Origin of the sequence: Halomonas sp. GFAJ-1 (assembly GCF_000236625.2) — a bacterium.
GTDB lineage: Bacteria > Pseudomonadota > Gammaproteobacteria > Pseudomonadales > Halomonadaceae > Vreelandella.
In genome coordinates, this window is sequence record NZ_AHBC01000051.1 from 33,080 (window position 1) to 57,667 (window position 24,588).

Below are 24,588 nucleotides of genomic sequence, written 5' to 3' on the forward strand. Positions count from 1 at the left end.
AGGTAACTGGCAAGCCCAATTCTTCGGCTAATGAGGCCCGCGTACGCCCGATAAGCTTGAGCCGTCTCCCTCTTCACCACGCTTAACCACACTTAGCGAGCCATCGGTTTCCAACACCACAGCTTCCACGGCGCTAAGTTGCCCAACGCCACTGCTTCGCACCGCTGAGCGCACTTCCTCTTTGGTAACCCGTGCTTGACGCAAAGCCGCCGTTAAGTACTCTCCACGGTACAGCAGCATTAACGGCTCTCCTGTTATCATCCGTTTCACCCAGCTAAATCGCACGCTTAACCATGTAATGACAAACTGAAGTGAAATAAGTAACGCAAGCGCTAGTGCGCCTTCTGCTAAGGCAATGTCTTTTGACAGCAGCACGGTCGCTAACGTTGAACCCAGCGCCACGGTCACAATCAGGTCGAAAGCATTCATTTTAGACAGCGTTCGGTTTCCCGAGATACGCAGAAAAGCCACAAGCACAGCGTAAGCCAGCACACCCACTATTAACGTCCGCAGTAAACTTTCCCAACTGCTAAAAAAAACCATTTCCATATGAGCCTACTCCTACTCCGGTGCTACTCGGTGAATAAACCTTACTCACTGAGTGTAGTGAGGATAGGCCACCGGTCATAGAGTAGGCGTTTCAATCGCTGGCGTGCTCTTCCCACCAGTCCGCGTAGGAACTGTTATGCGGCGCAAAACCGCCCTCATCAGGTGCACCATCTAGCCACCAGCTCGCCAAGTGCCTCTTTGGCCGCCTGCACGCCCTCACGGGCTTGGCGCAGTGTAGTGTCATCGTTTTGCTGTCGAGCACTACGCACCGCTCGCCTGGCTTTCATTAGCGACTTGATATGGGTGCGTTTTTCATCTTCGCTAAGGCGAGGGTCGGTACAGCGCCATAACCGATTTTTAGCTACAAAATAGCGGCCATCCGGCGTATGTGGGTATTTATTAGCCATACCGCCCTCTCTCGTTTAAGTTAGGCGCCAGTGTAGGCATGTCCTGGGCATCATCTCCCCAGCGATATCGCCAGCTGCGTAGGCGTATAGATTACCCAGTGCTGCGCCAGCGCTTTGCCCGTGGGAAGAAAGTTGCTTACACGCTAACGAAACACCTAGCGGTCGCGCAGTAGCCATTGAGGGGTAATCTCATGCTGGCCATTCTCATCAGTAATAAACAGCGAACCGTCACTAATCATGACGGCCCAGTTAATAGCACGGGGAAGAGCTGCTGCAACGGTGGACAAGGCTTCTTGGGGCAGCCCGGCCACATGGACATTTTTCAGTGCCGCCACGGCAGGTAATACTTTGCTTTCCCAAATATCGACCCGCCCGTACGCCAGGAGTGAGACCCGCTCAGCACGGCGCGAACACCAGGTAAGACGCTCCGCATCCGGCAGCCCTACTTCTACCCAGTGCAGTACTCGGCCATCTAGGCTCTTTTCCCACAAGGCAGGCTCGTCTACATCGGAAAGCCCACGCCCAAAGGCTAATGCCTCGCTGTACCAGAGTATGTAAGCAATCAGACGCGCGCACATCCGGTCTTCAGTTTCAGACGGATGGCGGGCGACGGTAAACCGCAGCGTTTCATACACATTGCGGTCAAGGTCGGTAAGGTTGATATCAACTTTATAGGGGGTAGCACTCAACGCCATTGGGGATATCCATCTAAAATTTGCGCCAGTGTAGCGGATTTATCGAAACGATTTATCGAAACATAGGGTGGCAGAGCGCTACACCGCTCGGTAATCCGCTAATGAGGAAGGATTTAGTAACACCGCGGTGCCGTTCAAGCATTTTCTCGGGGAACATAAAAGAAGGGGTGACGTTGCCGCCACCCCTTCGTTAAGCAAACCTGACAAACTAAGGATTAAAAGTTGGGTTTGCGCTTCTCAACAAATGCGCTCATGCCCTCTTTTTGCTCCTCGCCTGCAAAGCAGAGCGCGAATAAGCTGGTTTCCAACGCCAACGCACTACCGAGATCCTGATCCAACCCGTCATGAACGGCTTGCTTGGCGCCACGCACCGACAGCGGGCCGTTGCCTTTAAGCTGTTTGGTAAGCTCTTCCACATAGCTCTCAAGCTCGGCCTGGGGCAGAACCCGATTAACTAATCCAATGCGCAGCGCTTCCTGAGCATCGATTTTGCGCCCCGTGGTTACTAAGTCAATGGCCATGGCAGGTCCAACACGCCGTGGTAAGCGCTGGGTACCACCGAAACCGGGGATGACGCCTAACAATACTTCTGGCTGTCCGAAAACGGCGTTGTCGCTGGCGACTGCCCAGTCGCAGGCCAATGCCAGTTCGCAGCCGCCGCCAAGACAAAACCCATTTACGAGCGCGACCACCGGCACGGGCAACGTTTCTAAACGCTTAATAGTACGTAGCGCCTGGCTTGCGAAAGCGCGGGCTTCCTCGGGCGTTTTATCGCGCATTTCGGTGATATCCGCCCCAGCAACAAACGACTTTTCACCGGCGCCGGTAATTAGCACCGCGCGCAAATGAGGATGCGCCTCTAGCTCGACAAGGTGTGACTCCAACGCGCTTAGCACCTCGCTATTCAGCGCGTTAAGTGCCTTAGGACGGTTAATCGTCAGGCGCACCACACCGTCGTTATCAATTTTCTCAATGACTGCGTCGCTCATACTGGCTCCTTAATTGTTATTACGCATGAAAGTGAATACCCAACAACCCTAGCGAACGCTTGGTTGGTAGGCAATCACTTCTTTTGTCGAGCCTAGCGGTGTTGACGATGTTATTCGTATATATGGAAGCCTCGGCCACTTTTACGGCCAAGATAGCCCGCATCGACCATGCGCTTTAACAGTGGGCATGGGCGATATTTGGGGTCGCCAAAGCCTTCTTGGAGAACTTCCATAATCGCCAAGCACACATCCAAGCCAATCAGATCTGCTAACGCCAGTGGCCCCATGGGATGGGCGGCGCCTAGCTTCATCGCTTCATCAATGGCCTCAGGGGTGGCAGTCCCTTCTTGCACGATAAACGCAGCTTCGTTAATCATCGGCACCAGCAAGCGGTTAACCGCAAAGCCCGGCGCATCGCCAATCGGCACGGCGGTTTTACCCAACGCTTTGGTGAGCGCCTCAATGCGCGCCACGGTGGCATCAGAGGTCTGCTCGGCACGAATCACTTCCACCAGCTTGAGCACCGGCACCGGGTTAAAAAAGTGCATGCCCACCACCCGCTCCGGGCGCTCGCAAACCGCGGCCAAGCGGGTCAGCGAAAGCGACGACGTGTTGGAAGCTAAGATGGCATCGTGGCTTAAGTGGCTAAGATCACGAAACAGCTTTTCCTTAAGCGCTGGCTGTTCTGGCGCGGCTTCAATAATAATGCTGCAGTCGCTCAGTGCTTCAAGCGCCGTGGTGGTGGAAAGCCTGGCCAGCGCATCACGCTTGTCGGCTTCACTGATTTTTTCTTTAGCGACCAGCTTACCAAGCCCTTTATCGATGGCGGCTTGAGCACGGGTTAGCTGCTCGTCGGCCACATCGTAAAGGCGCACCGTAAATCCACTGGCCACCACTACCTGGGCAATCCCTTGCCCCATGGTACCGGCGCCTACTACGCCAATGTGTTGTTCGTTCATGGTTGTGTTCCTTTAATTAATGCTGCTTGGCTTCTTCACGCAGGACAAATTTCTGAATCTTGCCGGTAGAAGTCTTGGGCAGCTCGCTGAAGATGACGGTCTTCGGCACTTTGTAGCCCGCCAGATGCTCACGGCAGTGGGCGATGATATCGGCCTCGGTCACTTCTCCGTAACCGATTTTCAGTTTGACGAAGGCGCAGGGCGTCTCGCCCCATTTTTCGTCGGGCTTGGCGACCACAGCGGCTTCTTCCACAGCGGGATGGCTGTAGATGGCATCCTCCACTTCGATGGTAGAGATATTTTCACCGCCGGAGATAATGATGTCTTTAGAGCGGTCCTTGATCTCGATGTAACCGTCGGCATGCCAAACCGCTAGATCCCCCGTGTGGTACCAGCCTCCTTCCAACGCATTGGCGGTGGCGTCCGGGTTTTTCAGATAGCCCTTCATGACGTTATTGCCGCGCATTAAAATTTCGCCGATAGTCTGGCCATCTTTGGCGACTGGCTCCATGGATACAGGGTCGGCCACACAGAGCGCTTCCAGCATGTGGTAACGCACGCCTTGGCGGGCCTTAATTTTAGCGCGCTCTTCCAGCGGGAGTTCATTCCACTCCTCACGCCATGCACATACCGTCACCGGACCGTACACTTCGGTCAGGCCATAAACGTGAGTTACTTCAATACCAAGCTTCTCAACCCCCGCAATCACAGAGGCTGGCGGCGCAGCGCCCGCAGTCGTGACCTTAACAGGGTGATCAAATTCGCGCTTCTGGTCAGCGGCGAGGTTCACTAAACCATTGAGGATAATCGGGGCGCCGCTAAAGTGGGTCACCTTCTCATCCACAATAAGGTCGTTGATGCGCTTTGGATCGACTTTGCGCAGGCACACGCTAACCCCGGCATTAGCAGCAATCGTCCAAGGAAAACACCAGCCGTTGCAGTGGAACATCGGCAGTGTCCAGAGGTAGACCGGATGGTGAGGCATGGCCCACTCTAAAATATTGCTGACCGCATTTAAGTAGGCGCCACGGTGGTGATACACCACCCCTTTTGGCTTACCAGTAGTGCCGGAGGTGTAGTTAAGCGAAATCGCCTGCCACTCGTCGCTAGGCAGTTGGTAGGCATACTCAGGGTCGCCTTCAGCAAGCAGCGCTTCATACTCTATCTCGCCGATGCCTTGGGTTTCGCCTAGAAACTCCACATCCGCCACATCGATAATTAGCGGTTTTTCATCTAGCAGGGCGACGGCATCGTTGATAACGCCTGCAAACTCAGGGTCAACCAGAATGGCTTTTGCTTCGCCGTGGCTCAGCATGTAGCTGATGGCTTCAGCATCGAGACGAATATTCAGGGTATTCAGCACGCAGCCCGCAAGCGGCACGCCGAAGTGTGCTTCAAACATCGCCGGAATATTGGGCAGCATGGCCGCGACCGTTTGGCCGGGCTGAATACCACGCTTTTCAAGGGCGGAAGCCAGCTGGCGGCAGCGGGTCCAGGTTTCTGACCAGGTACGGCGGGTGCTACCGTGAACCACCGCCGGAAAATCGGGATAAACAGAGGCTGAACGCTCAATAAACGTCAGCGGGGAAAGTGCCACATGGTTGGCAGCCGTGGGTGATAAGCCTTGCTCGAAAATGGAAACGTTCATAAATCACCTTCTGTATGAATAGTTAAATACGTACTACGTTTTTTATAATTTAGCGTTGATCTTGCTCGTCCGTTTCTTTATCAGGCCCAGGCTCACGCCCAAACAGGTTTTTCTTTTGCACGAGCATGTATAGCACTACGCCTGCGGCTAACCCCCAGCCTGCACCGTAAACCGCCAGCACAACCGCCATGGTGCCCGCTACGCCGCGCTCTGCGGTAGTTTTGGTCTGTTCAATTCCCACCATCAAGCAAATATAGCCTGTGAGCAGCAGGGTCAGCGAAAGGGCGATAGGCAGTACCGGCTGAAACATACTGACCAGCGGCAGCGTAAAGAGCGCAATAAAGCCCGTAATCCAGAAGGTGCCACCGCCGCTATAAATAGACTCCATGGCATTGCGACCATTTTTATAACGCTCGGCCATGGTAGCGGTTACTGCGGTCCAGATAGGGCCCGCTAACCCAGGGTAAGGCGCGAAGAAGGCGTGCATGCCATTACGAATGGCCGTGACATGGTGAATACGGTCGGTGCTGTAATCGATTTTTTCATCGCTGCGTATATGGTCGACGCGGGACATCAGCGTGCGCCCCACCACAATGTCACCAAACGCGATGACGTAAGCGATGACCGCAGTAGGTACGGCTAACATAAACACATCAATGCTGGGGAAGCCCACGACAAAAGGCAGATAGCCCCACATTTCGGTGAAGTTCGGCTGGGTAATTCCCCATTCGATCGTCGGGCGCGGATACTCACCAATCGCCCAGGCAATTAAGATAGCGGCGATCATCCCGGGCACCATGCCGTAGTTAGCGATTTTCCGCATGATCGCGTGATCTTCAACCCAGCGCTTAAAGGCCACAGAAAACAGCATAAAGATCGCGATTAACATACCGGCAATGAGCGAAACAGGGGTTTCAGCCAAACGTCCGCCCTGCTGTATTTCTCCAGTAATGGCAGCAATACCAGCACCAATAATAATCCCGGCTTGAAGGGAGTTAGGCACCAAGTGCACCAGCTTACGCCCTAACCCGGTTACCCCTAGGATGAAGAAGATCAAGAAGACGAGAAATTGCAGTGCGAATAGCGCCTGGATCGCCTCGGGACCAGGTTCAAAATCCCCCAAATAGACCAGCACTACCGGCACCGCCGGGGTAATCCACCCAGGCACCATAGGCACACCCAGCAGGGCTGGCAGCATAAAGCCAACGCCACAGACCACCACAAAAGCTAACGCAACGTCGTAGGGTAAACCCAGGTACTGCTCCAACAGCGGAATCATGGCCAGGCTGACTACGAACATAATCAGCCCTTGAATCATCTCCGCCATTTCCCAGCGGTAATGAATAAACGGAAGGCGCACTTTAAAGGGCCCTGCAGGCCAGTAGGGCTGCTCTTCGCCGTGCTGGCGGTGCTTTAACTGCATAACATACTCCTTGGGGTTTTAAGCATTATTGACTTGTTTTTCCCACTGAACGGCCGCCCGATTGGCACGACCATCCCACCGGCGCGCTTTTAAACGGCCGTTTTATTGTTGGCTAACGTAAGCCGCCGACCTGTTAGGGTCGGCGGTTAAGATGGTGGGAGCAGCGACTGCCCAGTAACGCTATACGGCTGGGTCGAAGTCGCTCAGGCACTGCATGCCAGACTCGATGATCGCGCGCTGGGCGAGGCCTACCGGCAGCCACTGGGTAATGGCGAAGTGTGCGCTACACAGCTTGGCGGTGTAGAACGGCTCGTCACTGCCATCGCCAATCGCTTTTGTCGCTGTCAGCGCTGCTTGGCCCATTTGCCAAGCACACAGCACGTGGCCAGCAAGGTTCAGGAAGGGAGTAGCATAGGCTTGTACGGCATCAGGGCCATTCTCTGGGTCGCTACCCTGTTCAAGCACGCTCACCATAGCGGCATGCAGGTCATCAGCACCGCTAGCAAGCGCGTTACCCAGCGCCGCAAGTGAAGGATCACCACGCAGTGCTTCAGCGGTTTGATTTACTTCGTTGATCAGCGCTGAAAGAGCGGCACCGCTGTCGCGTTGCAGCTTACGTCCGGCTAAATCCAGCGCCTGAATACCGTTAGTGCCTTCGTAAATAGGCGCAATTCGCGCATCGCGCAGAAGCTGAGCAGCGCCGGTTTCTTCCACATAGCCCATGCCGCCATGCACCTGTACACCCATCGAGGCGATATCAACAGCTTGGTCGGTCGAGAAACTTTTTACGATAGGGATTAGTACGTCGGCACACGCCTGAGCGGATTGGCGCTCGGCTTCGCTTTCGCTATGACGGGCAAGGTCAAGCTGACCGGCACAGTAAAGCGCCAACGCACGCAGGGCATCGGTGCGAGCGCGCATAGAGAGCAGCATACGACGCACATCTAAGTGGTCGCTAATTGCACACTCATTGCCGCCGCGAGACTTGGGCGAGCGGCCTTGAGTACGCTCCTGGGCATAGGCGAAGGCGTGCTGGCAAGCACGCTCCGCCACGCCAATACCTTGAATACCTACTTTGTGACGCGCTTCGTTCATCATGGTGAACATGTGATTGAGCCCGCGTCCCTCTTCGCCCACCAAATAGCCGATAGCACCGCCCTTTTCGCCGAAACTGAGGGTGCAGGTAGGCGAGCCGTGAATACCCAGCTTGTGCTCGATAGACGCGCAGGTAACGTCGTTTTGCTCACCCAGAGAGCCATCGTCATTCACTAGGAATTTAGGCACCAAAAAGAGCGAGATGCCTTTATTACCCTCCGGTGCATCAGGCTTACGCGCGAGTACTAGGTGGATAATATTTTCAGCGGCGTCGTGCTCACCCCAGGTGATATAAATTTTTTGGCCGCTGATACGGTAGTGGTCGCCTTCTGGAACGGCTTTAGTGCGGACTTTAGAGAGATCCGACCCCGCCTGGGACTCGGTCAAGTTCATGGTACCCGTCCAGGTACCTTCTACTAACTTGGGAAGGTAGGTCGTTTTTAGCGCTTCGCTGCCATGATGGGCTAACGCTTCGATTGCGCCCGCCGTAAGCATCGGGCAAAGGCCCAGCGCCATGTTGGCCCCGTGAAGCATTTCTTGGACGGCGCTTGCCACCACTTCAGGCAGGTTTTGGCCGCCTAACGCTTCAGAAACGCCAATACCGTTCCAACCGCCCTCAACATAGGCTTGATAGGCCGAAGCGAAGCCTTCTGGCGTAGAAACAGTGCCATCTACGTGACGTTTAGCACCCTGCTGGTCGCCAATGCTATTGAGCGGCCCCCATACGTCACCTGCCAGTTTTGCCGCCTCTTCCAGCACTGCTTCCACAAGATCGGGGGAAGCTTCTTCAAAGCCCGGCAGCGCAAGCGAACGGTGCGTGAGCATCTCTTCAAGTACAAAGCGTAGATCGCGTACCGGCGCGGCATAATAATTCATGGCAAAACCTCAGGCAAAGACGGTGATAATCAGCTATTAGCAAAAACACTACACGAGATAGTAGTTTCACTACTTTTATCACGCCATTAGCCCAAGGTCTCACCTTGGCAAATAATATCCGCTATTTATTTACGCCCCCTGCCTGCTCAACGTCATCGTAGTAAGTAATATGGGACTCATCCTCAGCGGGTGGCCCCACCACCGGCTCCGCAACATTGATTTCAGGCACCACGTCAGAAAGGTCTTCTAAATGCTCGTGCTCAAGCGCACCCAGCATTAACTCCTCAGTCACCACCAGCTCAGCCCCCGCATTGGACATAGGCGTCGTGGCGGTAAAAGGCGCCACGGGCACTGGCGCGGGGCGAACACTGCGCCGCCAACTGAAAAACAGTAGGAAAAACAAGCTAAGCGAGCCAAACGCCCAAAACAGCCCGGCATCGCCCATGGCGGTCATTACAGGAGAAATCATCAGCGGACTGATCGTCGCGCCAATGGAGTTGATTAACAAAAGGCCCTGGCTCATACGCACCAACGCACCCGCCGGTGCACGGTCAGCCGCGTGGCTAACCGCCACCGGGTAAAGCGCAAACACACCACCGCCCAGCAAAAACAGCAGTACCGCCAACAGTGGGGTCGAAAGTGGTAGCCACAGCATGGCCGCTGAAATCACTACGCAAAAAGCGCTGATAGCCATCAGCACCATTTGGCGGTCGTGGCGGTCCGACCAGCGGCCAATCGGGTACTGCAACAGCATGGCACCTAAAATCACCACAGCCATCATTTGGCCTACCTGGTTAAGGCTCATGCCATTGCGCTGTAGGTAAAGCGGCAGCAGCGTATAGGCCGCTGCGACAACCATCCCCGAGCCTAAGCTCCCCATCACGCCGGTGGGTGTCATCGTAATCAGCCGGAGCGGTGGTAACGGCTCTGCGTGCTCTATAATCGGCGATACGCGCGGTATCATCGCCATGGGCAGTACCGATAAAGAAGCCAATAGGCCAATCACCATAAACGGCGCTGTGTCACCCATAGCGCTCGTCACCCCCAGCAACAGCTGGCCCAGCACACCCGCGGCGTAGAGCGAAATCATATACAGCGCCAGCAGGCGGCCACGCACTTTTTGCTCGCCCGAGGTAAGCAACCAGCTTTCAATCACTAAGTACACGCCCACCGTGGCCCACCCGCCTATCAAGCGCAGCACGAACCAGGCCCAGGGATCAAAAAACAGCCCTTGTAGCAGTACGGTAACCGCCACAAGAGAGGCAAAGCTGCCATAAGCGCGGATATGACCAATGCGAAGCAGGAGGCGGTCATTAAACATCGCACCCAGGGCGAGGCCGATGAAATAGGCCGAGGAGACAACCCCAATGACCGTGGCAGATTCACCCGCAGCATCCAATCGCACGGTAATTAAGGTGGCAAGAAAACCGTTACCAATCCCAAGAATAAACAGCCCTAATAAGGGCGCTAGCGCCATGGCCAGCAGTTGCCGCGACATGAGTACCTCACCTTGCCAGATGGTTAATGTGTAGCCGTTTACACGCCTATCACATCTGGCAGGCAAGAAAACGGGCGCGCAATTATTGCTTTCGTTGCACCAAAGTCAACGCTTTTTCATACCCCAGTCATGTAAATCAGTGTTTTGTAAATATTGCGGTGTCTTTGCCAGGAAATTCCACTGCCAACCCCTGCTTGTTGGCCCACCAGCGAAAGGTCACTTCGCTAAAAAAGCTCACGTGGGTAGGGTCATTAATATAGTGCCAGCGGCTAAACGCTTCCTGGCTAGTCACACGCTTGGTCATCAGCCCAAGGTAGCCGCCCGGCGTAAGGTTTGCGACTAGCTGAGAAAGCACCTCGCCGGGCGCCGCGAGATGTTCGACGACTTCAGTGGCGGTAATAAAGTCATAGCTGCGATTTAGCACGTCCTGATTAGGGGCGTAGTAAATATCGTAAACCGCCATGGTATGCCCAGCCTCTTCAAACATCACTGAAAGTGTCGGGCCAGGGCCTGAGCCAAAATCCAGTCCCGACGCACCGTCGGTAAGCTTGCCAAGCATTGGATCAAATAAACGCCCTAAGAAGCGCCGATATCCCGTATCATGCGGCGAATTCTGATGCTGGTCATACTCGGCTTTTTCTTCCGCTGCGGTTAAATGCTGCTCTTGAGGGACAAACACCAGCGCACACGTGGCACACTGGTAGTATTCACGTCGGCGGTCTTGGTGATAAAGCGCGGGTTCAGACGCATTGCATAGCGGGCAACGTCGCATCATCGTATTCTCTTGTCTTACGTTTGTATTAAGGAAGGTGGCATGCTCACAGGTTTAGATCATCTTGTGGTGACAGTGACCGATATGGGTCGCGCAGTCGATTTTTACTCACGCGTACTGGGCCTTGATGTCCGTTACCGGGATGCCCAGCGGGTAGATTTAATGCTCGGTGATACTGCCCTGCGGCTTCACCAAACGGACACAGATATTGCTCCTGTGTCAGCAACACCGACACCTGGCAGCCTCGATTTATGCTTACGCTGCCAGCTGCCGCTGGATGAGTTTAAACATCACCTGGATGTGTTAGCGATCGATGTGGAGCTAGGCCCAGTGTCACGACAGGGCGCCAACGGCCCTATTGAGTCCATCTATCTGCGCGACCCGGATGGCAACTTGCTGGAAATTTGTCGCCCTTCATCTCGCGAACAGCAGACTAGCGCCTATTAATGCGATGCTCTACGTACCACGCTATCATAGCGCGCTTAAACGTTGCTCTAGAACGCTTGTTCATAGCAGATTATATTGAATAGTAGATAAGGATCGGTCATGCGCGATAACGCCAATGATGCGCCAATTGAGGGCGAAGTAATTAGTAACGAAACACACTCAGAGCAGCCAGAAAAAGAGTCGTCATCGCCGCCCGATACCACCATGGCTATGGTGATCTACGCCCTCTATTTAGCCAGCTTTGTGGTGGGGTTCACCTCGATTATCGGTGTGATCATTGCCTATGTGTATCGGGGCAAAGGTCCAGCATGGCTGGATGAACACTACCGCTATCAGGTGCGTACTTTCTGGATCGGCCTACTGTACGCCAGCGTGGCCACCCTCCTGACCCTTGTACTGGTGGGCTTCCCGCTGCTGCTAGCGCTGGCGGTGTGGTTTATTGTGCGCTGTGTAAAAGGCTTTAAGGGCCTTCAGGAAAAACGCGCGCCGTCTAACGTGGACAGCTGGCTGCTTTAAGGTATGACCCAAAAAGCCCCCACCACACGCAAGCGCTTCTCCCAGGCAAGCGCTATTGCTTGGTTGTGGAAATCACTCTCTCACTGGTCGCTGGCGAAGCTATGGCGCTTCGCCGCTCTGCTCGGCCCTCAGGTATACCGCTTCAGTAAGCGAGAGCGGCGGGTAACCGATATTAATCTGGAAGTGGTCTACCCAGACATCACGTCAAGCGAGCGCAAAGCACTCGCCAAACAGAGTTTAAAACACTCTGCCGCCACCATGCTGGAACTAGGCCATGCCTGGATGGCAGCGCCGGAAAAGGTAGAAGCGAGCATTCTCGCAGTGCATGGCCGTGAAAAACTGGACAGTGCCCGGGCGGAAGGGCGTGGTGTCATTGTGTTAGCCCCCCATTTTGGCAACTGGGAAGTGCTGAACTTCTGGCTATCCAATCACTTCCCCTTCACCGCCATGTACGAACCGCCCAAAATTGCTGATTTAGAGTCCATTACCCGCCATGGCCGTGAACGCATGGGCGCAAGCTTAGTACCTACTAATCCCCGGGGAGTCGCTGCGCTTCTCAAAGCACTTAAACGCAGCGAAGCCATTGGCATTCTTCCCGACCAAGAGCCTGCCTGGGGCAGCGGTGTTTTTGCGCCTTTTTTTGGACGCAAGGCCTACACCGCTACCCTGCTACCCAAACTAGTGGCCCGCACCCAGGCTCGCGTAGTGACTGGGGTAGCGTTACGGATACCGGGGAAGGGGTTTGAAATACACTTTCTGGATGCCGATGAACGTGTGTATAGCGACGACGACATCGCCTCTGCCACCGGCGTCAACGCCAGTGTAGAAGCATCGATTGCCCTGGAGCCGGCCCAGTACCAGTGGGAATACAAGCGCTACCGCAAGGTGGTCGAAGAGCAACAAGGGCTCCCCAACGCGAACGACTACCGGCTCTATTGAACGAGGTAAGCTATGACCCAGCGTGATATCTCTACAGAGGATACGCGGCCACCGCAAATTATTTATGCGCTCTATTTAGCGGGTTTGGTAACCGCCAATATCACGCTGCTGATTGGCGTGATTATCGCCTATGTATACCGCCGAGAAGCCCCCCTATGGCTTCAGCCCCACTACCGCTACCTTATTCGCACCTTCTGGATCGGCAGCCTCTACTTTATTGTCACGTTCACCTTGAGCCTGACCGTAGTGGGCGCCTTGCTGTGGCCGTTACTGGTGATTTGGCTGGGCGTTCGCTGCGTGCTTGGCTGGCTGAGCGTGCGCAAGGGCGAGCCACCCGCACGCCCTGGCAGCTGGCTCTGGTAATACGTGAGAGAGAAAGCGCCACACGTTAGGTCACTCTATTCATCGCTGTGCCGGGCATACACGTCGTCCAAACGCTCGATGTCATCTTCGCCTAAGTAGCTGCCCGACTGCACTTCGATAAGCTCTAAGGGGATCTTGCCCAGGTTTTCCAATCGATGCGGCACACCAATAGGAATGTACGTGGACTGGTTCTCACTGACTAAGAAGGTTCGTTCATTAACAGTGACTTGCGCAGTGCCACTGACTACGACCCAATGCTCGGCTCGGTGATGATGACGCTGTAACGACAACCGCCCACCAGGCTTTACCGTTATATGCTTTACCTGATAACGCTCACCGCTATCCATCGCTTGAAAGCTTCCCCACGGGCGATGCACCTGTGCCGCTGTATGCACTTCACTGCGCCCAGCCTCGGTGAGCGTTGCCACCAAGTGCTTCACCTGTTGGGCATACTCACGATGCGCAACCAGCACACTGTCTGGGGTTTCAACCACCACTAAATCTTCTACGCCTAGGGTTGCCACTAAACGGTGTTCGGCAATCACCAGTGAGCGATGGGTATCGCGCAGCACACAGTCGCCCTGCACAACGTTGCCCGCCTCGTCGGAAGGCTGAGCCGCCCACAGCGCATCAAAGCTACCAATGTCACTCCACTTCGCCTCCAGTGACACCACTGCCGCCTGTTGGCTCTGCTCCATGACCGCGTAGTCAATCGAATCCGCCGGGCAGCGGCGAAAAGCCTCTTCTCCCAAACGTAAAAAATCCAGATCCCGATGAGACTCAGAAACCGCCGCCTCACAGGAGCTTAACATGTCGGGCTGGAAGACTTTTAGCTCGGCAAGGTAGCTTCCCGCTCGCAATAAGAACATGCCGCTATTCCATAAGGTGTTGCCTTGGGCTAAAAGCGCCTTCGCGCGCTCGGCACTGGGCTTTTCAATAAACGACGCTACCCGGTGTCCCCCGCCTAACGGGCTGCCGCAAGCAATATAGCCATAGCCCGTTTCCGGGTAAGTAGGCACAACGCCAAACGTTACTAGATGCCCCGCCTCGGCAAGCGGCACTGCGGCGTTAACGCTGGAATGAAAGGCTGTCAGATCACCGATGACATGGTCAGCAGGGAGCACCAACAGTAATGAGTCGCTTCCCCCTTGGCGGGCGATTAGCGCAGCACACGCAATAGCAGGCGCGGTATTGCGCCCTTCAGGCTCTAGCACCAGCGAGCCAGCATAGCCGCTTTCCCGAAGTTGCTCGGCCATTAAAAATCGGTGGGCATGGTGGCCCATTAAAATAGGCGGTGCCGTTACCAAGCCCTCTAAACGCGCCAACGTTTGTTGCAGTAAGCTCTGCGAGGAAGTTAAGCGCAGGAACTGTTTAGGCATCTGCTCCCGTGAGAGCGGCCACAGCCGCGTACCGCTTCCACCGCTGAGAATTACCGGCTGGATCATGGTGTCATCCTTGTCTGCGAGGCCGAGGGGCCAAAGTCTTCCTGCAACCAGTGGCGCAAGTCGCTCATTTTGGCCACGCGCTCACTGTTATCAAGTGCTGGAAGGGTGCCTTCAATAAAGCCTCGCTCACGAAACGGCGCTAACAGCGCCGGGTCGCCGCTAATAATATGCACCGGTACCGCAGCACTGGCATTGTCTCCCGTAATCAACGGTGCAGCTTGGTGGTCGCCCAGAGCTATCAGCAGCGTATTTTCATCCACCACCCGCTCGGCCCAGCGCCCAGTCACTTTTACAGAGTAGTCTACCGACCATGCATAATGGTCACGAATGCGCTCTATGTCCCGCCAAATCACGTCGGGCGGATCACCTGCATGCTCCCAGGGGGCAAAAATCTGCCCATCCCCTATCATCGACCAGTTTTCTAACACCGGAAGAATAGGCGTCCAGGGTGCATGGCTTGAGATCAGCGCTATCTGGGCAAACACCGGGCTATCGCCCAATAAATGGCGCTGGGTGTAGTCCAGAACAAATTGGTCCGGCATGGTCACCCAATGCAGCGGAGGCCCCGCATAGGGAATATCCTTTGCCGCAGCAATCTCGTCAAAACCGTAGGCCACCCCTTCAGGCCATGCCAGCGTAATGGCGGGCATCACGGTTAGCGTGCGCTGCCCGGTCGCACGAAAATCATCAACCAACGTTGAGTGGCCGCTCTCTAGCATCAACCGATACCATAGCTGGTTATCAATCCAGCGGCCGCTGAGCGTAGTGGCGTGAGCGAGCCACGACTGCCCTCCACGGATAGGCGCATCTAGCAGCCCTGAAACAACATGAAGGTTTTGGTCTGCCAGCCGCTCCTCCATCTCCGCGAGCGTCTGCAAAATCTGTTCGCTGTAGCGGGGATTATCAATCGCCGAAACACCGTAAGACTCGATGAATGTTAAAAGGACATTTCGCCCCTCAAGACCGGGTAACGGCTGAGCCTCAATGGGTGAACTCTCTAGCTGCTCGTTAAATGCCTGCCGTGCCTGGTGGGTGGCGACGACCTGCTCCCACTGAAAGCGCGTGGTATTAACAGCGGGTAGAGCGGAATTCGGCACTAGTCGGTGGCCATTTGCTTCGAGTACAGCGAAGAACAGCGCCGCTCCCATCAGCAGCGCCACCACCGTACCCTGCGGCTGCTTTAGCGTTAAGTAGCGCTTGGGTAGCAGTAACCAGACAAGACCCCATAGGGTGCCCAGCACCAGCATACCCCCCAGTAGCATCAGGAAAACCGCCATTAGTTGGCCTACATTACCGACAAGCAGGTGATAAACAGAGCGCACCAGGGGTAAATCTAAGTAGAGGTTCAACGAGCGGCCAAAAGCGGTGTGAGTGGCGGCATCGCCAAGGTTAGCGGCGATGACCAACGCCAGCCAAGCGACAACCACAACCACGAGCCAGCGACGAACAAGGCCTGGCGGAACGAGCTGTATGCCTGCCGCGACTACCCATGCTTCCCAAGCAATCAGTGGCGAGCCGATGTCACCAAAACGCCACCATAGTGGTACTACCAACAGGCAGTTAAGCGTAAGAGCCGTGAATAAAAAACGAAGCATTGGCACCTCTGCCGCCTGTGAATAATCATTTCCCCGCCGACATATCATGGCGTGGCATCGAAGTTAATGTAGCGTTGAATGTTGCTAATACCGCTACGCAGCTTATTACAATTTTAACTGTCACCCTGGTAGGTGGCGCTAGAAAACCGCAAAATACATATACTCATTTATCTAATCGTATAGTTTTCGTTCAAATATTTCATATACTGATTTTGCTGGCTCTCTTTTTACATAACCGAAAGGATCTCGCTCATGGGTGGCCGTTTTACAGCAAGGTGCATACTGTCGTTAAGCTGCTTGATTGCTCTTCCTGCCACCGCCAATGATGACGAGGTGTTCAATCACGTTATCGAGCGCGCCCAAGCACTCGCCGATGCGCCCTATCAAGCACCTGAAGAATCGCTGCCCAGCGCGCTTAAGGAGTTGAGCTATGACGACTATCGGCAAATTCGCTTTAACCCTGATCGGGCGTACTGGCGGGATGAAAGCCCTTTCTCAGTTCAACTTTTCCATAGCGGGTTTTTATTTCAAACCCCTGTGAACATTAACATTGTCGATAGTGGCGATGTGTCTCCGCTGCCCTTTTCAACGGATGATTTTAACTACGACCACCAAGCTAGCCACCTGCTTGAAGAGGATCTAACCGGCAGCGGCCACGCAGGGTTTCGTTTGCACTATCCGATTAACAGCGACGACTATGCCGACGAATTCGCCGTTTTTCTGGGTGCCAGCTACTTTCGCTTGATTGGCCGTGACCAGGCATACGGCCTATCTACCCGGGGGCTGGCGATTGATACCGTATCCAGCAAGGGTGAAGAGTTTCCGGCGTTCCGCGAGTTCTGGCTTTATAAACCCAACGAAGAAAGCAGTGCGTTTACGCTGCTCGCGCTAATGGATAGCCCTTCGCTCAGTGGCGCTTACCGGTTTGTTATCCAACCCGGTGAAAACACCCAGGCTGAGATAGAAGCCACGCTGTTCGCGCGGGAAGATGTAGAAAAGCTTGGCGTTGCGCCCTTAACCAGTATGTTTGCCTTTGGAGACATCAACCCCGAACCGCCAGATGATTTTCGCCCTCAGGTTCACGACTCCGATGGGCTGCTGATTCACACCGGCGCCGATGAGTGGATCTGGCGACCGCTGGATAACCCATCAGCCGTGCGCGTTTCTACTTTTTTAGATAACGCCCCCTCAGGGTTTGGCTTAATGCAGCGGGAAAGAGATTTCAGCCGCTATCTAGATTTAGAAGCCCACTACCACCGCCGCCCGAGCCAGTGGGTGGAACCCCTGGAAAATTGGGGTGCAGGTCATGTAGAACTGGTGGAAATACCCACCCCTGATGAAACCCACGACAACATTGTCGCTTACTGGGTAGCTGAAGATGCGTTAAACGCCGGTGAGTCGCGCCGCCTGCACTACCGCACCTATACGCTAAACACTCAACCAGATGAGCACGCGCTAGGACAGGTCATGCGCACCCGCCATGGCAACGCCGCGGTACCGGGGCAAGAGGACTCCCCCTCTGCCAACCAGCGCCAGTTTATTGTCGACTTCCACGGCGGCGTTCTTGAAGAGATCAGCCCTGACCAGCCGGTTGAGCTTGATATCAGCTCGCTTTCTGGAGAAATACTGCTCCCCCAGGTAACCCCCCTACCCGAAGGTGGCTGGCGCGCCCGTTTCAGGATTCCCGCTGACAGCACGCCTCATGATATCCGGCTTCGGCTACTGCTGAACGACGCGCCAATCAGCGAAACCTGGAACTACGTATGGCACCCCGATGCCTGAAAACCGCGAGGCCATGCTCTCTCTCCCTTGGCTAAGATGCCGTCGCGCTTTTTTTGCGATCATCGTCGTCGCTACCAGTATTGCAGGCAGCGCTGCCATGGTGCAGGTGGTGACTCACCTGCCCCTGGGCTGGCAAATAGCGATGCTCACGTTATTTGTGTTGACCTTTAGCTGGGTTGCCCTTGCTTTCTGGGGTGCCGTCTGTGGCTTTGTGCTTTGCATGCTGCGCCTTGATCCGCTGAGCCTGCGCCGCGTTCCTTTCTTGCCCTCGGATGCAAAACAGCTGACAGGCCGGACAGCGCTGGTCATGCCGATCTATGCAGAGCCCCCCATTCCCACTATTGCTGGTTTAGAGGCCACCTGCCGTTCGCTGCTGCATCAGGCGAACAGCCTCGGCTCAGCAGCGGTAATAGGTGATCACGTTGAAGTATTTATTCTGAGTGATACCCAGGATAAGTCTCTAGCGCGAGAAGAGGCTGACCACGTGGCGACCCTACAGCAGCGACTTGACGGACAACTAGAGGTTCACTATCGCCGCCGCCCTAATAACCTTGGTCGCAAAGCCGGCAATATTGCCGAATTTTGCCGCCGCTGGGGCCGTCGTTACGACTATCTAGTAGTGCTGGATGCCGACAGTCTGATGAGCGGCGCCACGCTTTTACATCTTATTGATCGCATGCAGCGCCAGCCCAAAGTGGGCCTGATTCAAACCGTACCGATACCGGTGGGGCAGCGCACCCTCTTCGGTCGCTTTAGCCAATTGGCATCGGCGCTTTATAGCCCCATGCTGGCGGCCGGGCAGAGCTTTTGGCAGGGCGATGCCGCTAACTATTGGGGCCACAACGCGATTATTCGTACCCGTGCTTTTATGGCCCACGCAGGGCTACCCCCCCTTTCAGGTAAGCCGCCTTTGGGTGGTGAGCTGCTCAGCCATGATTTTGTAGAAGCAGCGCTGCTTAAGCGCGGCGGCTGGCAAGTGCTGCTGGATACAATGGCCACCACCGCCGTATCACGCCATGACCCTGCCGTTAGCGCCTCGCATAATAGCTTTGAGGCTATGCCCAGCAATCTACTCGACTTTGCCAAACGCGACCGCCGCTGGCTGCAAGGCAACCTACAGCATTTGCGGCTCCTTAACGGCGCAGGCTTTCATTTCATTAGCCGTTTGCACTTCTTTTTTGGCGCATTTGCCTACCTCTCTTCGCTGATATGGCTTGGCCTTCTGGTATGCACCAGCATCCTGGTAGGGTATCAAGCCGTGGAGTCTCAGCCTCACTACCCTTTGCCTCAGGCACTCTCCCTTGGACTACTCTCGGTCACGCTGGCCATGCTGGTAGCCCCCAAGCTATTAGGCCTTTTACTCACCTGCTGGCAATGTCCTCACAGGTTTGGTGGGCGCCTGCGGCTTATTACCAGCACCTTGCTAGAGATTCTGTTTGCGGCCTTAATCGCCCCGCTAATGATGGCGTGGCATAGCCTGTTTATTATGAATGTCTTGATAGGACGGGCCATTGACTGGCAGACCCAGCATCGGGGCGAGCGTTCGTTAAGCTGGAAAGAGTGCTGGCACCATGCAGGTTGGATGACGCTTGGTGGCGCTGCTTGGGCAGGCATGCTGGTGCTTTTTTCGCCTTCGGCGTTTGGCTGGCTAACGCCCGCTTGGTTGGGGCTCATCGCGGCAGTACCCATCGTCAAATACACCAGCAGCGCTACCTGGGGCAGTGCGGTGAGCCATAAGGGTTTACTCCGCACCCCCAGTACCGTTATCAAGCCGCCGCTCTTAGCAGATTTTGTAGCTCTCACCGCCCTCAGCCATCAATCACTTGGTCAACGCCCTGTGCACACGGGCATATTGAAACCACCGCCTAGCGAGTTACCTGGCGAGATGCCATGTCAATCGTTTTACCAGCACCGTCTCCAGCCCGCTAAAGCAGCCTCCCCCTCGGCTAAGGAGCGTTACTAATGCCCTCTGCTTTTTTTCAACAGCTACGCAGTGCCAGTGGTGTGGCGCGCTCGCTTTTTATCTACTGGCGCCCAGGCAGGCAGCGCAGCTTACAGCGCCTCTACCGCCCTTTTATTCAGCCGGGAACGGTAGCGTTTGATATTGGCGCCCATTTAGGCGACCGCAGCGCAGCGTTTCATGCACTGGGAGCTCATGTTGTGGCGCTAGAGCCGCAGCCTGCACTGGCCAAATGGTTTAAGCGGTTGGTTAACCAGCCAGGGATCACGCTGCTGCCGTTAGCCGCAGGCCCACAGCCTGGCTTTGCAGATATCGCTATTAGTGTTGGCAACCCTACCCTATCGACGCTTGCCACCGAGTGGCGCAGCCAGGTAAGCACGCGCAACCCTGGTTTTCGTCAAATCGCGTGGGAAGAGAAGCTCAGGGTAGAGGTCACCACGCTGGATCAACTGATTGCGACGTATGGCGAACCTAGCTTTATTAAGATTGACGTTGAAGGCTTTGAGGCTGAGGTGCTCATGGGGCTTACCCACCCGGTCGCCGCCCTGTCGGTGGAGTTTGTCGCCGGTGTATTAGAGGTCAGCCATGCCTGTATGGAACAGCTTGCTCGCCTGGGCGATTACCGTTTCAATGCTATCGCCGGTGAGCAGCGCAAGTTCCGCTGGGAATCATGGCAGTCGCCTGAAGCGATCACCCAGTGGCTAAACAGTGGCGCCGACGGGCTGGCTTCTGGCGACCTATACGCCTGCCGGAGCGACCACCCTTTGCTGAACGCACCTAATAACCTCTCCTATCACGAGTCACAACACGAATGATTTATCACTGGCAAACCCTCACCGCCCCACGGCTGGCGGCTATCGCCAATGGTAGCCCGGTAGCGATCATGACCCTCGGCGCCATTGAGCAGCACGGGACCCACCTGCCGTTAGGCACCGACCTGATCATTGGGGAAGGGTTACAGGCTGCCATGCTGGATATGATCGACCCAAGGGTCGATGTGCTCTGCCTACCGGCTATGGCCGTAGGCGCTAGTGATGAACACGCCGGTTTTGCAGGAACACTCAGCCTTCCCGCTCCCCTCGCCATCGCCACGCTAGAGGCTTATGGCGCAAGCATTGCCCGCGCGGGCATACAAAAACTGGTGCTGATCAATAGCCACGGGGGCAATAAAGCCGTGATGGATCTTGCCGCACTGACACTGAGAAAGCAGTTTGCGATGCGGGTGGTAAAAGCCACGTATACGCGACTACCCGCCCTAGAAGATGCCATTGACCCAGAAGAGCTTCGCTATGGCCTGCATGGTGGGCTGCTGGAAACCGCGATGATGCACTATTTGGCCCCATCACTGGTGACGCTGGATGGCTATCAACCAGCCCCACCGGCCATGCCTGAGTCCGGCGCCCTTGTTAGCCCGGAAGGGAGCGCCGCTTTTGCCTGGCTTGCGAAAGATTTAAGTGCCCAGGGCGTTGCAGGTGATGCCACCGGTGCCAATGCTGAGCTGGGTGAGCGACTGGTCAAGCATTACGCGGCACAGCTGGCACAAGTGGTGGCCGAAACCGCCCACTTGCCACCACTGACTGCTCAACGTTAACACCGTTACCGACCATGACCCTCAAGCACATCATCCAGAAAGTGTCCTGCACGATTGGCTTTAGCGCTTAAATAGCGGTGGTTATGGTCGGTCACGCTGCCATAAAGCGCTTGGCGAGAGACCACCTCAATGCCGCCTTCACGTAGGGCGGCCATTTTCAATGGGTTGTTAGTTAATAGCTGCACTTTGTTGATGTCCAGCGCGTTAAGCATATCCACCGCCACCGCGTATTGGCGTTCGTCATCACCAAAGCCGAGAACCTGGTCAGCGTCTACTGTGTCCAGGCCGCCATCTTGTAGCGTATAAGCGCGTAGCTTGTTTGCCAGGCCAATGCCCCGCCCCTCTTGGGCTAAGTAAAGCAGCACACCGCCGCCCATGGATTGAATATCAACCACGGCGTTACGCAGCTGCTCGCCGCAGTCACAGCGCAAACTGCCAAACAGATCACCGGTTAAACAAGCAGAGTGCATACGCATCGGCACCGCGCCTGAAAGGCGTTCAGGCTGACCAATCACCACCGCTACATGCTCACGCAGGCCGTCAGGCTCCCGAAATAGCACAAAGCGGCTTTCCGCCGCGTCTTCCAAAGGGATGCGCGCCTCACTAACACGCTTCAACATACCCGGGGCGCCCGCCAAGCACTTCTCTGCGTCCCGGGCGTTAACCTCCAACAGCTCACCGTTGGCCAACTGTTGATCGATACGCGCAGCCGCTGACGCGCTTACCTCGGCACTCAGCGCCGCGGGGACTAATAGCGCACGGCGCATTAACGCCACCGCCCCACGCTCACCGACGCCTGCAGGCTTCAGCCCACTCAACAGCGCAGGGGTTAGCGGCGTGCTCTCCTGAGAGAGCGCCAACCGGTGCAGATCAGCTTCACTAACGTGCTTGGGTAGTGGTAAACAGGCGGCATCCGCTGTTAATGCCATTCCCATCGCCTCAAGTCGGTGGCGTGTTAGCACCAACGCTGGGCGCGAACCCGATAATGCAGCCAAGCTGTCAACCGATGCACTGCCTTCTAACGCTTGCACCAGCAGACGCTGCTCACTGGTGTTCACCACTACCGGCAGACCGCGACGAATATCAAAAATGGCGCGTTCAATGTGATACATGTAGGCCTCCAGGTTGCCTTTTATAACGGGCAAAGTTCGCTTGCGCTGGGCAATATGGCCCCGCATGATGAAGTGATACGGTTTGTAGGGAGGCGTCATGCCCAATTCCAGCAGTGGTCAACCCTCTGCCCATGCCAATGGCAGCATCGATAGTGATACCGCGTGGCAGTGGTTGTTGGCGATACGCCATAGCCTGCCCTCTAGCGCTAACATCACGCTTAATCAAAGTGGGTGGCAAAGCCAAGCGGAGGTGACCGATACCGTCCGCGACCTGTTGGACTGCCTCACGCCGCTGGCAGCCCAATCGTGCTGGGTAATGGCTCAACTGGGGCAAAGCCTTGATGGGCGAATTGCCACGGAAAGCGGCCATTCCCACTACATCAACGGCTTCGAGAGTTTGGTGCACTTGCACCGCCTGCGGGCATTGGCTGACGCCGTGGTGGTGGGCGCGGGAACGGCAGCCGCTGATAACCCCCAGCTCACCGTGCGCCATATCACCGGCAAGCACCCCGTGCGGGTGGTCATTGACCCAAGAGGCCGAGTACCCGCCGAGCATTTGCTGTTCACCACGGATACCGCGCCCACGCTGCATATCACCGGGCCGGACGTTAGCACTGGCACAAGCAACGCCGAGCACTGCGTGCTGCCGCTTAATAACCACGGGCAGTTCATCCCCCGTGATGTCATATCCCTGCTGGCGCAGCGCGGCCTTACGCGGGTGTTGGTTGAAGGGGGCGGCATCACCGTCTCGCAGTTTATTGAAGCAGGCACGGTCGAGCGTCTGCACCTGCTGGTGGCGCCGCTGCTGATTGGCTCCGGCAGGCCCGGCCTGCAAATGACACCTATTGATACCTTGGAAAGCGCCCTGCGCCCGGCGATGCGTACGTTCCGGTGTGGAGATGACACGCTGTTTGACGTTCAACTGCCCAGGCGCCGCGGAGGCGTTTGAAGCCGCCGTTGGCGTAGAAGTCGCGGACGCCGGCGAAGAGGCTGGCGTTGCCTTAGCCCGTTTAGCAAGTGCTACCCAGATGCCAGGCAGGCTAGAGAGCAGTACAAGCACGCCATACGCCAGCGAAACGGCAACGCCTTGCGCTGACGGCAGGCCAACCAATACCCAAACGCCCGCCGCCGCCCCTTCACGCAGTCCCCAACCAGCAATCGAAAGCGGTACCAGCATCGCCAGCAGCAGCACCGGCGCCAGCGCTAGAATATCCACCGCTGCGAGCTCAACACCAATCGCCCGAGCGGCACAAACCATCACCACCCCATAGCTAAACACGATGGTTAACGACGAAAGAAGCTGCCACGGCCATACCTGCCGCTTGAGCAAACTGCGGCATATTTCCTGCCCAAAAACGACACTCCACGCTGGCAATGCAATGCGCGAGGTGCGCCGCAGCCATACCGCAATAGCGACGGCGGCTGCTACCAACAGTGCTACGCCAATCACAATGCTCAGCAGTCGCCGCGTACCCAATGCCGCGTGCCATAGGGGCGATGAAAGCAGAGCGAGTAACGTGAGTAGTGCAACCGCGACCTGACCTGACGCGCGCTCAATGACGACCGCGCGCCATGCGCTCCCTTTGGAAGCCGCTTGCCCTGCATGGCGATGGGCGCGCCCCGCATCTCCCAGCACCCCACCGGGCAGCAGCTGGTTAACCAGTAGCGCCAGATAGTACTCACGCAGGGCATAACCAAAACGCAGCGGCACCCCCACCAACCCAGCCGTAAACTTCCAGCGCCAAGCGCTCAGCATGACCTGCACCACGCTCACTATCAGCGCCAGCGCCATCCAACCAAAAGAAAAGCGCTGTACTTCGGCAATCACCGCCCCAGGCTCTACCCAAAGCACAATGGCCACCAGCAGCCCCAGGCTCATTAGCCCACGTTGTACCCAGGGGGTGCGTAAAGTGCGCCTGACCCTCAT

Annotated in this window: 22 protein-coding genes and 1 pseudogene; 9 read left to right on the forward strand and 14 right to left on the reverse strand. The window is 56.0% G+C overall.

All coding sequences use genetic code 11. From position 1 onward, the window contains the following. Positions 1–27: 27 nt before the first annotated feature. The 10 genes from MOY_RS14280 to MOY_RS14325 all read right to left on the reverse strand — a co-directional run bounded on the left by MOY_RS14280 (position 28) and on the right by MOY_RS14325 (position 10,914). Positions 28–549 carry a DUF421 domain-containing protein gene (locus MOY_RS14280; RefSeq protein WP_009101056.1) on the reverse strand — a complete coding sequence of 174 codons (522 nt, stop codon included), beginning with the start codon at positions 547–549 and terminating at the stop codon, positions 28–30. A 158-nt stretch (positions 550–707) separates the two neighbouring features. Then, positions 708–956 (reverse strand): hypothetical protein, encoded by a 249-nt coding sequence (locus tag MOY_RS14285; RefSeq protein WP_009101058.1) that lies wholly within the window; start codon positions 954–956, stop codon positions 708–710. A 155-nt stretch (positions 957–1,111) separates the two neighbouring features. After that, entirely contained in the window at positions 1,112–1,651 is a 540-nt protein-coding gene (locus MOY_RS14290) for a YaeQ family protein (RefSeq protein WP_009101060.1), read from the reverse strand. A 215-nt stretch (positions 1,652–1,866) separates the two neighbouring features. Continuing rightward, a complete protein-coding gene (locus MOY_RS14295) occupies positions 1,867–2,640 on the reverse strand; it encodes an enoyl-CoA hydratase/isomerase family protein (RefSeq protein ID WP_009101062.1) in 774 nt (257 codons plus the stop codon). Positions 2,641–2,750: 110 nt separating this feature from the next. Further along, on the reverse strand, positions 2,751–3,599 hold the full coding sequence (locus MOY_RS14300) for a 3-hydroxybutyryl-CoA dehydrogenase (protein WP_009101063.1): 849 nt from the start codon (positions 3,597–3,599) through the stop codon (positions 2,751–2,753). A 16-nt stretch (positions 3,600–3,615) separates the two neighbouring features. After that, positions 3,616–5,247 carry an acyl-CoA synthetase gene (locus MOY_RS14305; protein ID WP_009101064.1) on the reverse strand — a complete coding sequence of 544 codons (1,632 nt, stop codon included), beginning with the start codon at positions 5,245–5,247 and terminating at the stop codon, positions 3,616–3,618. A gap of 49 nt (positions 5,248–5,296) precedes the next feature. Continuing rightward, the gene (locus MOY_RS14310; RefSeq protein WP_009101065.1) at positions 5,297–6,670 is read right to left on the reverse strand and encodes a solute carrier family 23 protein; all 1,374 of its coding nucleotides are present in this window, start codon (positions 6,668–6,670) and stop codon (positions 5,297–5,299) included. A 180-nt stretch (positions 6,671–6,850) separates the two neighbouring features. Then, positions 6,851–8,641: an acyl-CoA dehydrogenase gene (locus MOY_RS14315; RefSeq protein WP_009101066.1), complete on the reverse strand. Its 1,791-nt coding sequence runs from the start codon at positions 8,639–8,641 to the stop codon at positions 6,851–6,853. 121 nt (positions 8,642–8,762) lie between these two features. After that, positions 8,763–10,139 carry an MFS transporter gene (locus MOY_RS14320; protein WP_009101067.1) on the reverse strand — a complete coding sequence of 459 codons (1,377 nt, stop codon included), beginning with the start codon at positions 10,137–10,139 and terminating at the stop codon, positions 8,763–8,765. A gap of 136 nt (positions 10,140–10,275) precedes the next feature. Then, positions 10,276–10,914: a class I SAM-dependent methyltransferase gene (locus MOY_RS14325; protein WP_009101068.1), complete on the reverse strand. Its 639-nt coding sequence runs from the start codon at positions 10,912–10,914 to the stop codon at positions 10,276–10,278. Positions 10,915–10,953: 39 nt separating this feature from the next. On the opposite strand from MOY_RS14325, the gene MOY_RS14330 reads away from it, so the two are divergent. From MOY_RS14330 to MOY_RS14345, 4 genes are all read left to right on the forward strand, one after another. Beyond that, on the forward strand, positions 10,954–11,358 hold the full coding sequence (locus MOY_RS14330; protein ID WP_009101069.1) for a VOC family protein: 405 nt from the start codon (positions 10,954–10,956) through the stop codon (positions 11,356–11,358). 99 nt (positions 11,359–11,457) lie between these two features. Then, positions 11,458–11,874, forward strand: coding sequence for a DUF4870 family protein (locus MOY_RS14335; protein ID WP_009101070.1), 417 nt, complete (start codon positions 11,458–11,460; stop codon positions 11,872–11,874). A gap of 3 nt (positions 11,875–11,877) precedes the next feature. Then, positions 11,878–12,813, forward strand: coding sequence for a lysophospholipid acyltransferase family protein (locus MOY_RS14340; RefSeq protein WP_009101072.1), 936 nt, complete (start codon positions 11,878–11,880; stop codon positions 12,811–12,813). Between the two features lie 12 nt (positions 12,814–12,825). Next, entirely contained in the window at positions 12,826–13,176 is a 351-nt protein-coding gene (locus tag MOY_RS14345; RefSeq protein WP_009101074.1) for a DUF4870 family protein, read from the forward strand. Positions 13,177–13,211: 35 nt separating this feature from the next. On the opposite strand, the gene MOY_RS14350 is transcribed toward MOY_RS14345, so the two are convergent. Together MOY_RS14350 and MOY_RS14355 are read right to left on the reverse strand one after the other, a co-directional pair. Further along, entirely contained in the window at positions 13,212–14,621 is a 1,410-nt protein-coding gene (locus tag MOY_RS14350; RefSeq protein ID WP_009101077.1) for a mannose-1-phosphate guanylyltransferase/mannose-6-phosphate isomerase, read from the reverse strand. Next, positions 14,618–16,216 carry a hypothetical protein gene (locus MOY_RS14355; RefSeq protein WP_009101079.1) on the reverse strand — a complete coding sequence of 533 codons (1,599 nt, stop codon included), beginning with the start codon at positions 16,214–16,216 and terminating at the stop codon, positions 14,618–14,620. The genes MOY_RS14350 and MOY_RS14355 overlap by 4 nt, the downstream gene beginning before the upstream one ends. A 252-nt stretch (positions 16,217–16,468) precedes the next feature. Here MOY_RS14355 and MOY_RS14360 point away from each other — a divergent pair, with 252 nt between their 5' ends. Genes MOY_RS14360 through MOY_RS14375 form a run of 4 tightly spaced genes read left to right on the forward strand, consistent with a single transcriptional unit; the run spans position 16,469 to position 21,549 of the window. Next, positions 16,469–17,998 carry a glucan biosynthesis protein gene (locus MOY_RS14360; RefSeq protein WP_009101081.1) on the forward strand — a complete coding sequence of 510 codons (1,530 nt, stop codon included), beginning with the start codon at positions 16,469–16,471 and terminating at the stop codon, positions 17,996–17,998. Then, complete coding sequence (gene mdoH, locus MOY_RS14365; RefSeq protein ID WP_009101082.1) at positions 17,991–19,961, forward strand: glucans biosynthesis glucosyltransferase MdoH; 1,971 nt, start codon at positions 17,991–17,993, stop codon at positions 19,959–19,961. The genes MOY_RS14360 and mdoH overlap by 8 nt, the downstream gene beginning before the upstream one ends. Further along, the gene (locus tag MOY_RS14370; protein WP_009101084.1) at positions 19,961–20,773 is read left to right on the forward strand and encodes an FkbM family methyltransferase; all 813 of its coding nucleotides are present in this window, start codon (positions 19,961–19,963) and stop codon (positions 20,771–20,773) included. Before mdoH ends, MOY_RS14370 begins: the two co-directional genes overlap by 1 nt. Further along, the gene (locus MOY_RS14375; RefSeq protein ID WP_009101086.1) at positions 20,770–21,549 is read left to right on the forward strand and encodes a creatininase family protein; all 780 of its coding nucleotides are present in this window, start codon (positions 20,770–20,772) and stop codon (positions 21,547–21,549) included. The genes MOY_RS14370 and MOY_RS14375 overlap by 4 nt, the downstream gene beginning before the upstream one ends. A 5-nt stretch (positions 21,550–21,554) precedes the next feature. On the opposite strand, the gene ribA is transcribed toward MOY_RS14375, so the two are convergent. Further along, positions 21,555–22,661: a GTP cyclohydrolase II RibA gene (ribA, locus tag MOY_RS14380; RefSeq protein ID WP_009101089.1), complete on the reverse strand. Its 1,107-nt coding sequence runs from the start codon at positions 22,659–22,661 to the stop codon at positions 21,555–21,557. 316 nt (positions 22,662–22,977) lie between these two features. On the opposite strand from ribA, the gene MOY_RS17600 reads away from it, so the two are divergent. After that, positions 22,978–23,610, forward strand: a complete 633-nt coding sequence (locus tag MOY_RS17600) for a RibD family protein (RefSeq protein ID WP_235803720.1) — start codon at positions 22,978–22,980, stop codon at positions 23,608–23,610. Between the two features lie 105 nt (positions 23,611–23,715). On the opposite strand, the pseudogene MOY_RS17605 reads toward MOY_RS17600, so the two are convergent. Beyond that, positions 23,716–24,588: pseudogene (locus tag MOY_RS17605) on the reverse strand (lysylphosphatidylglycerol synthase transmembrane domain-containing protein); the annotation flags it as partial.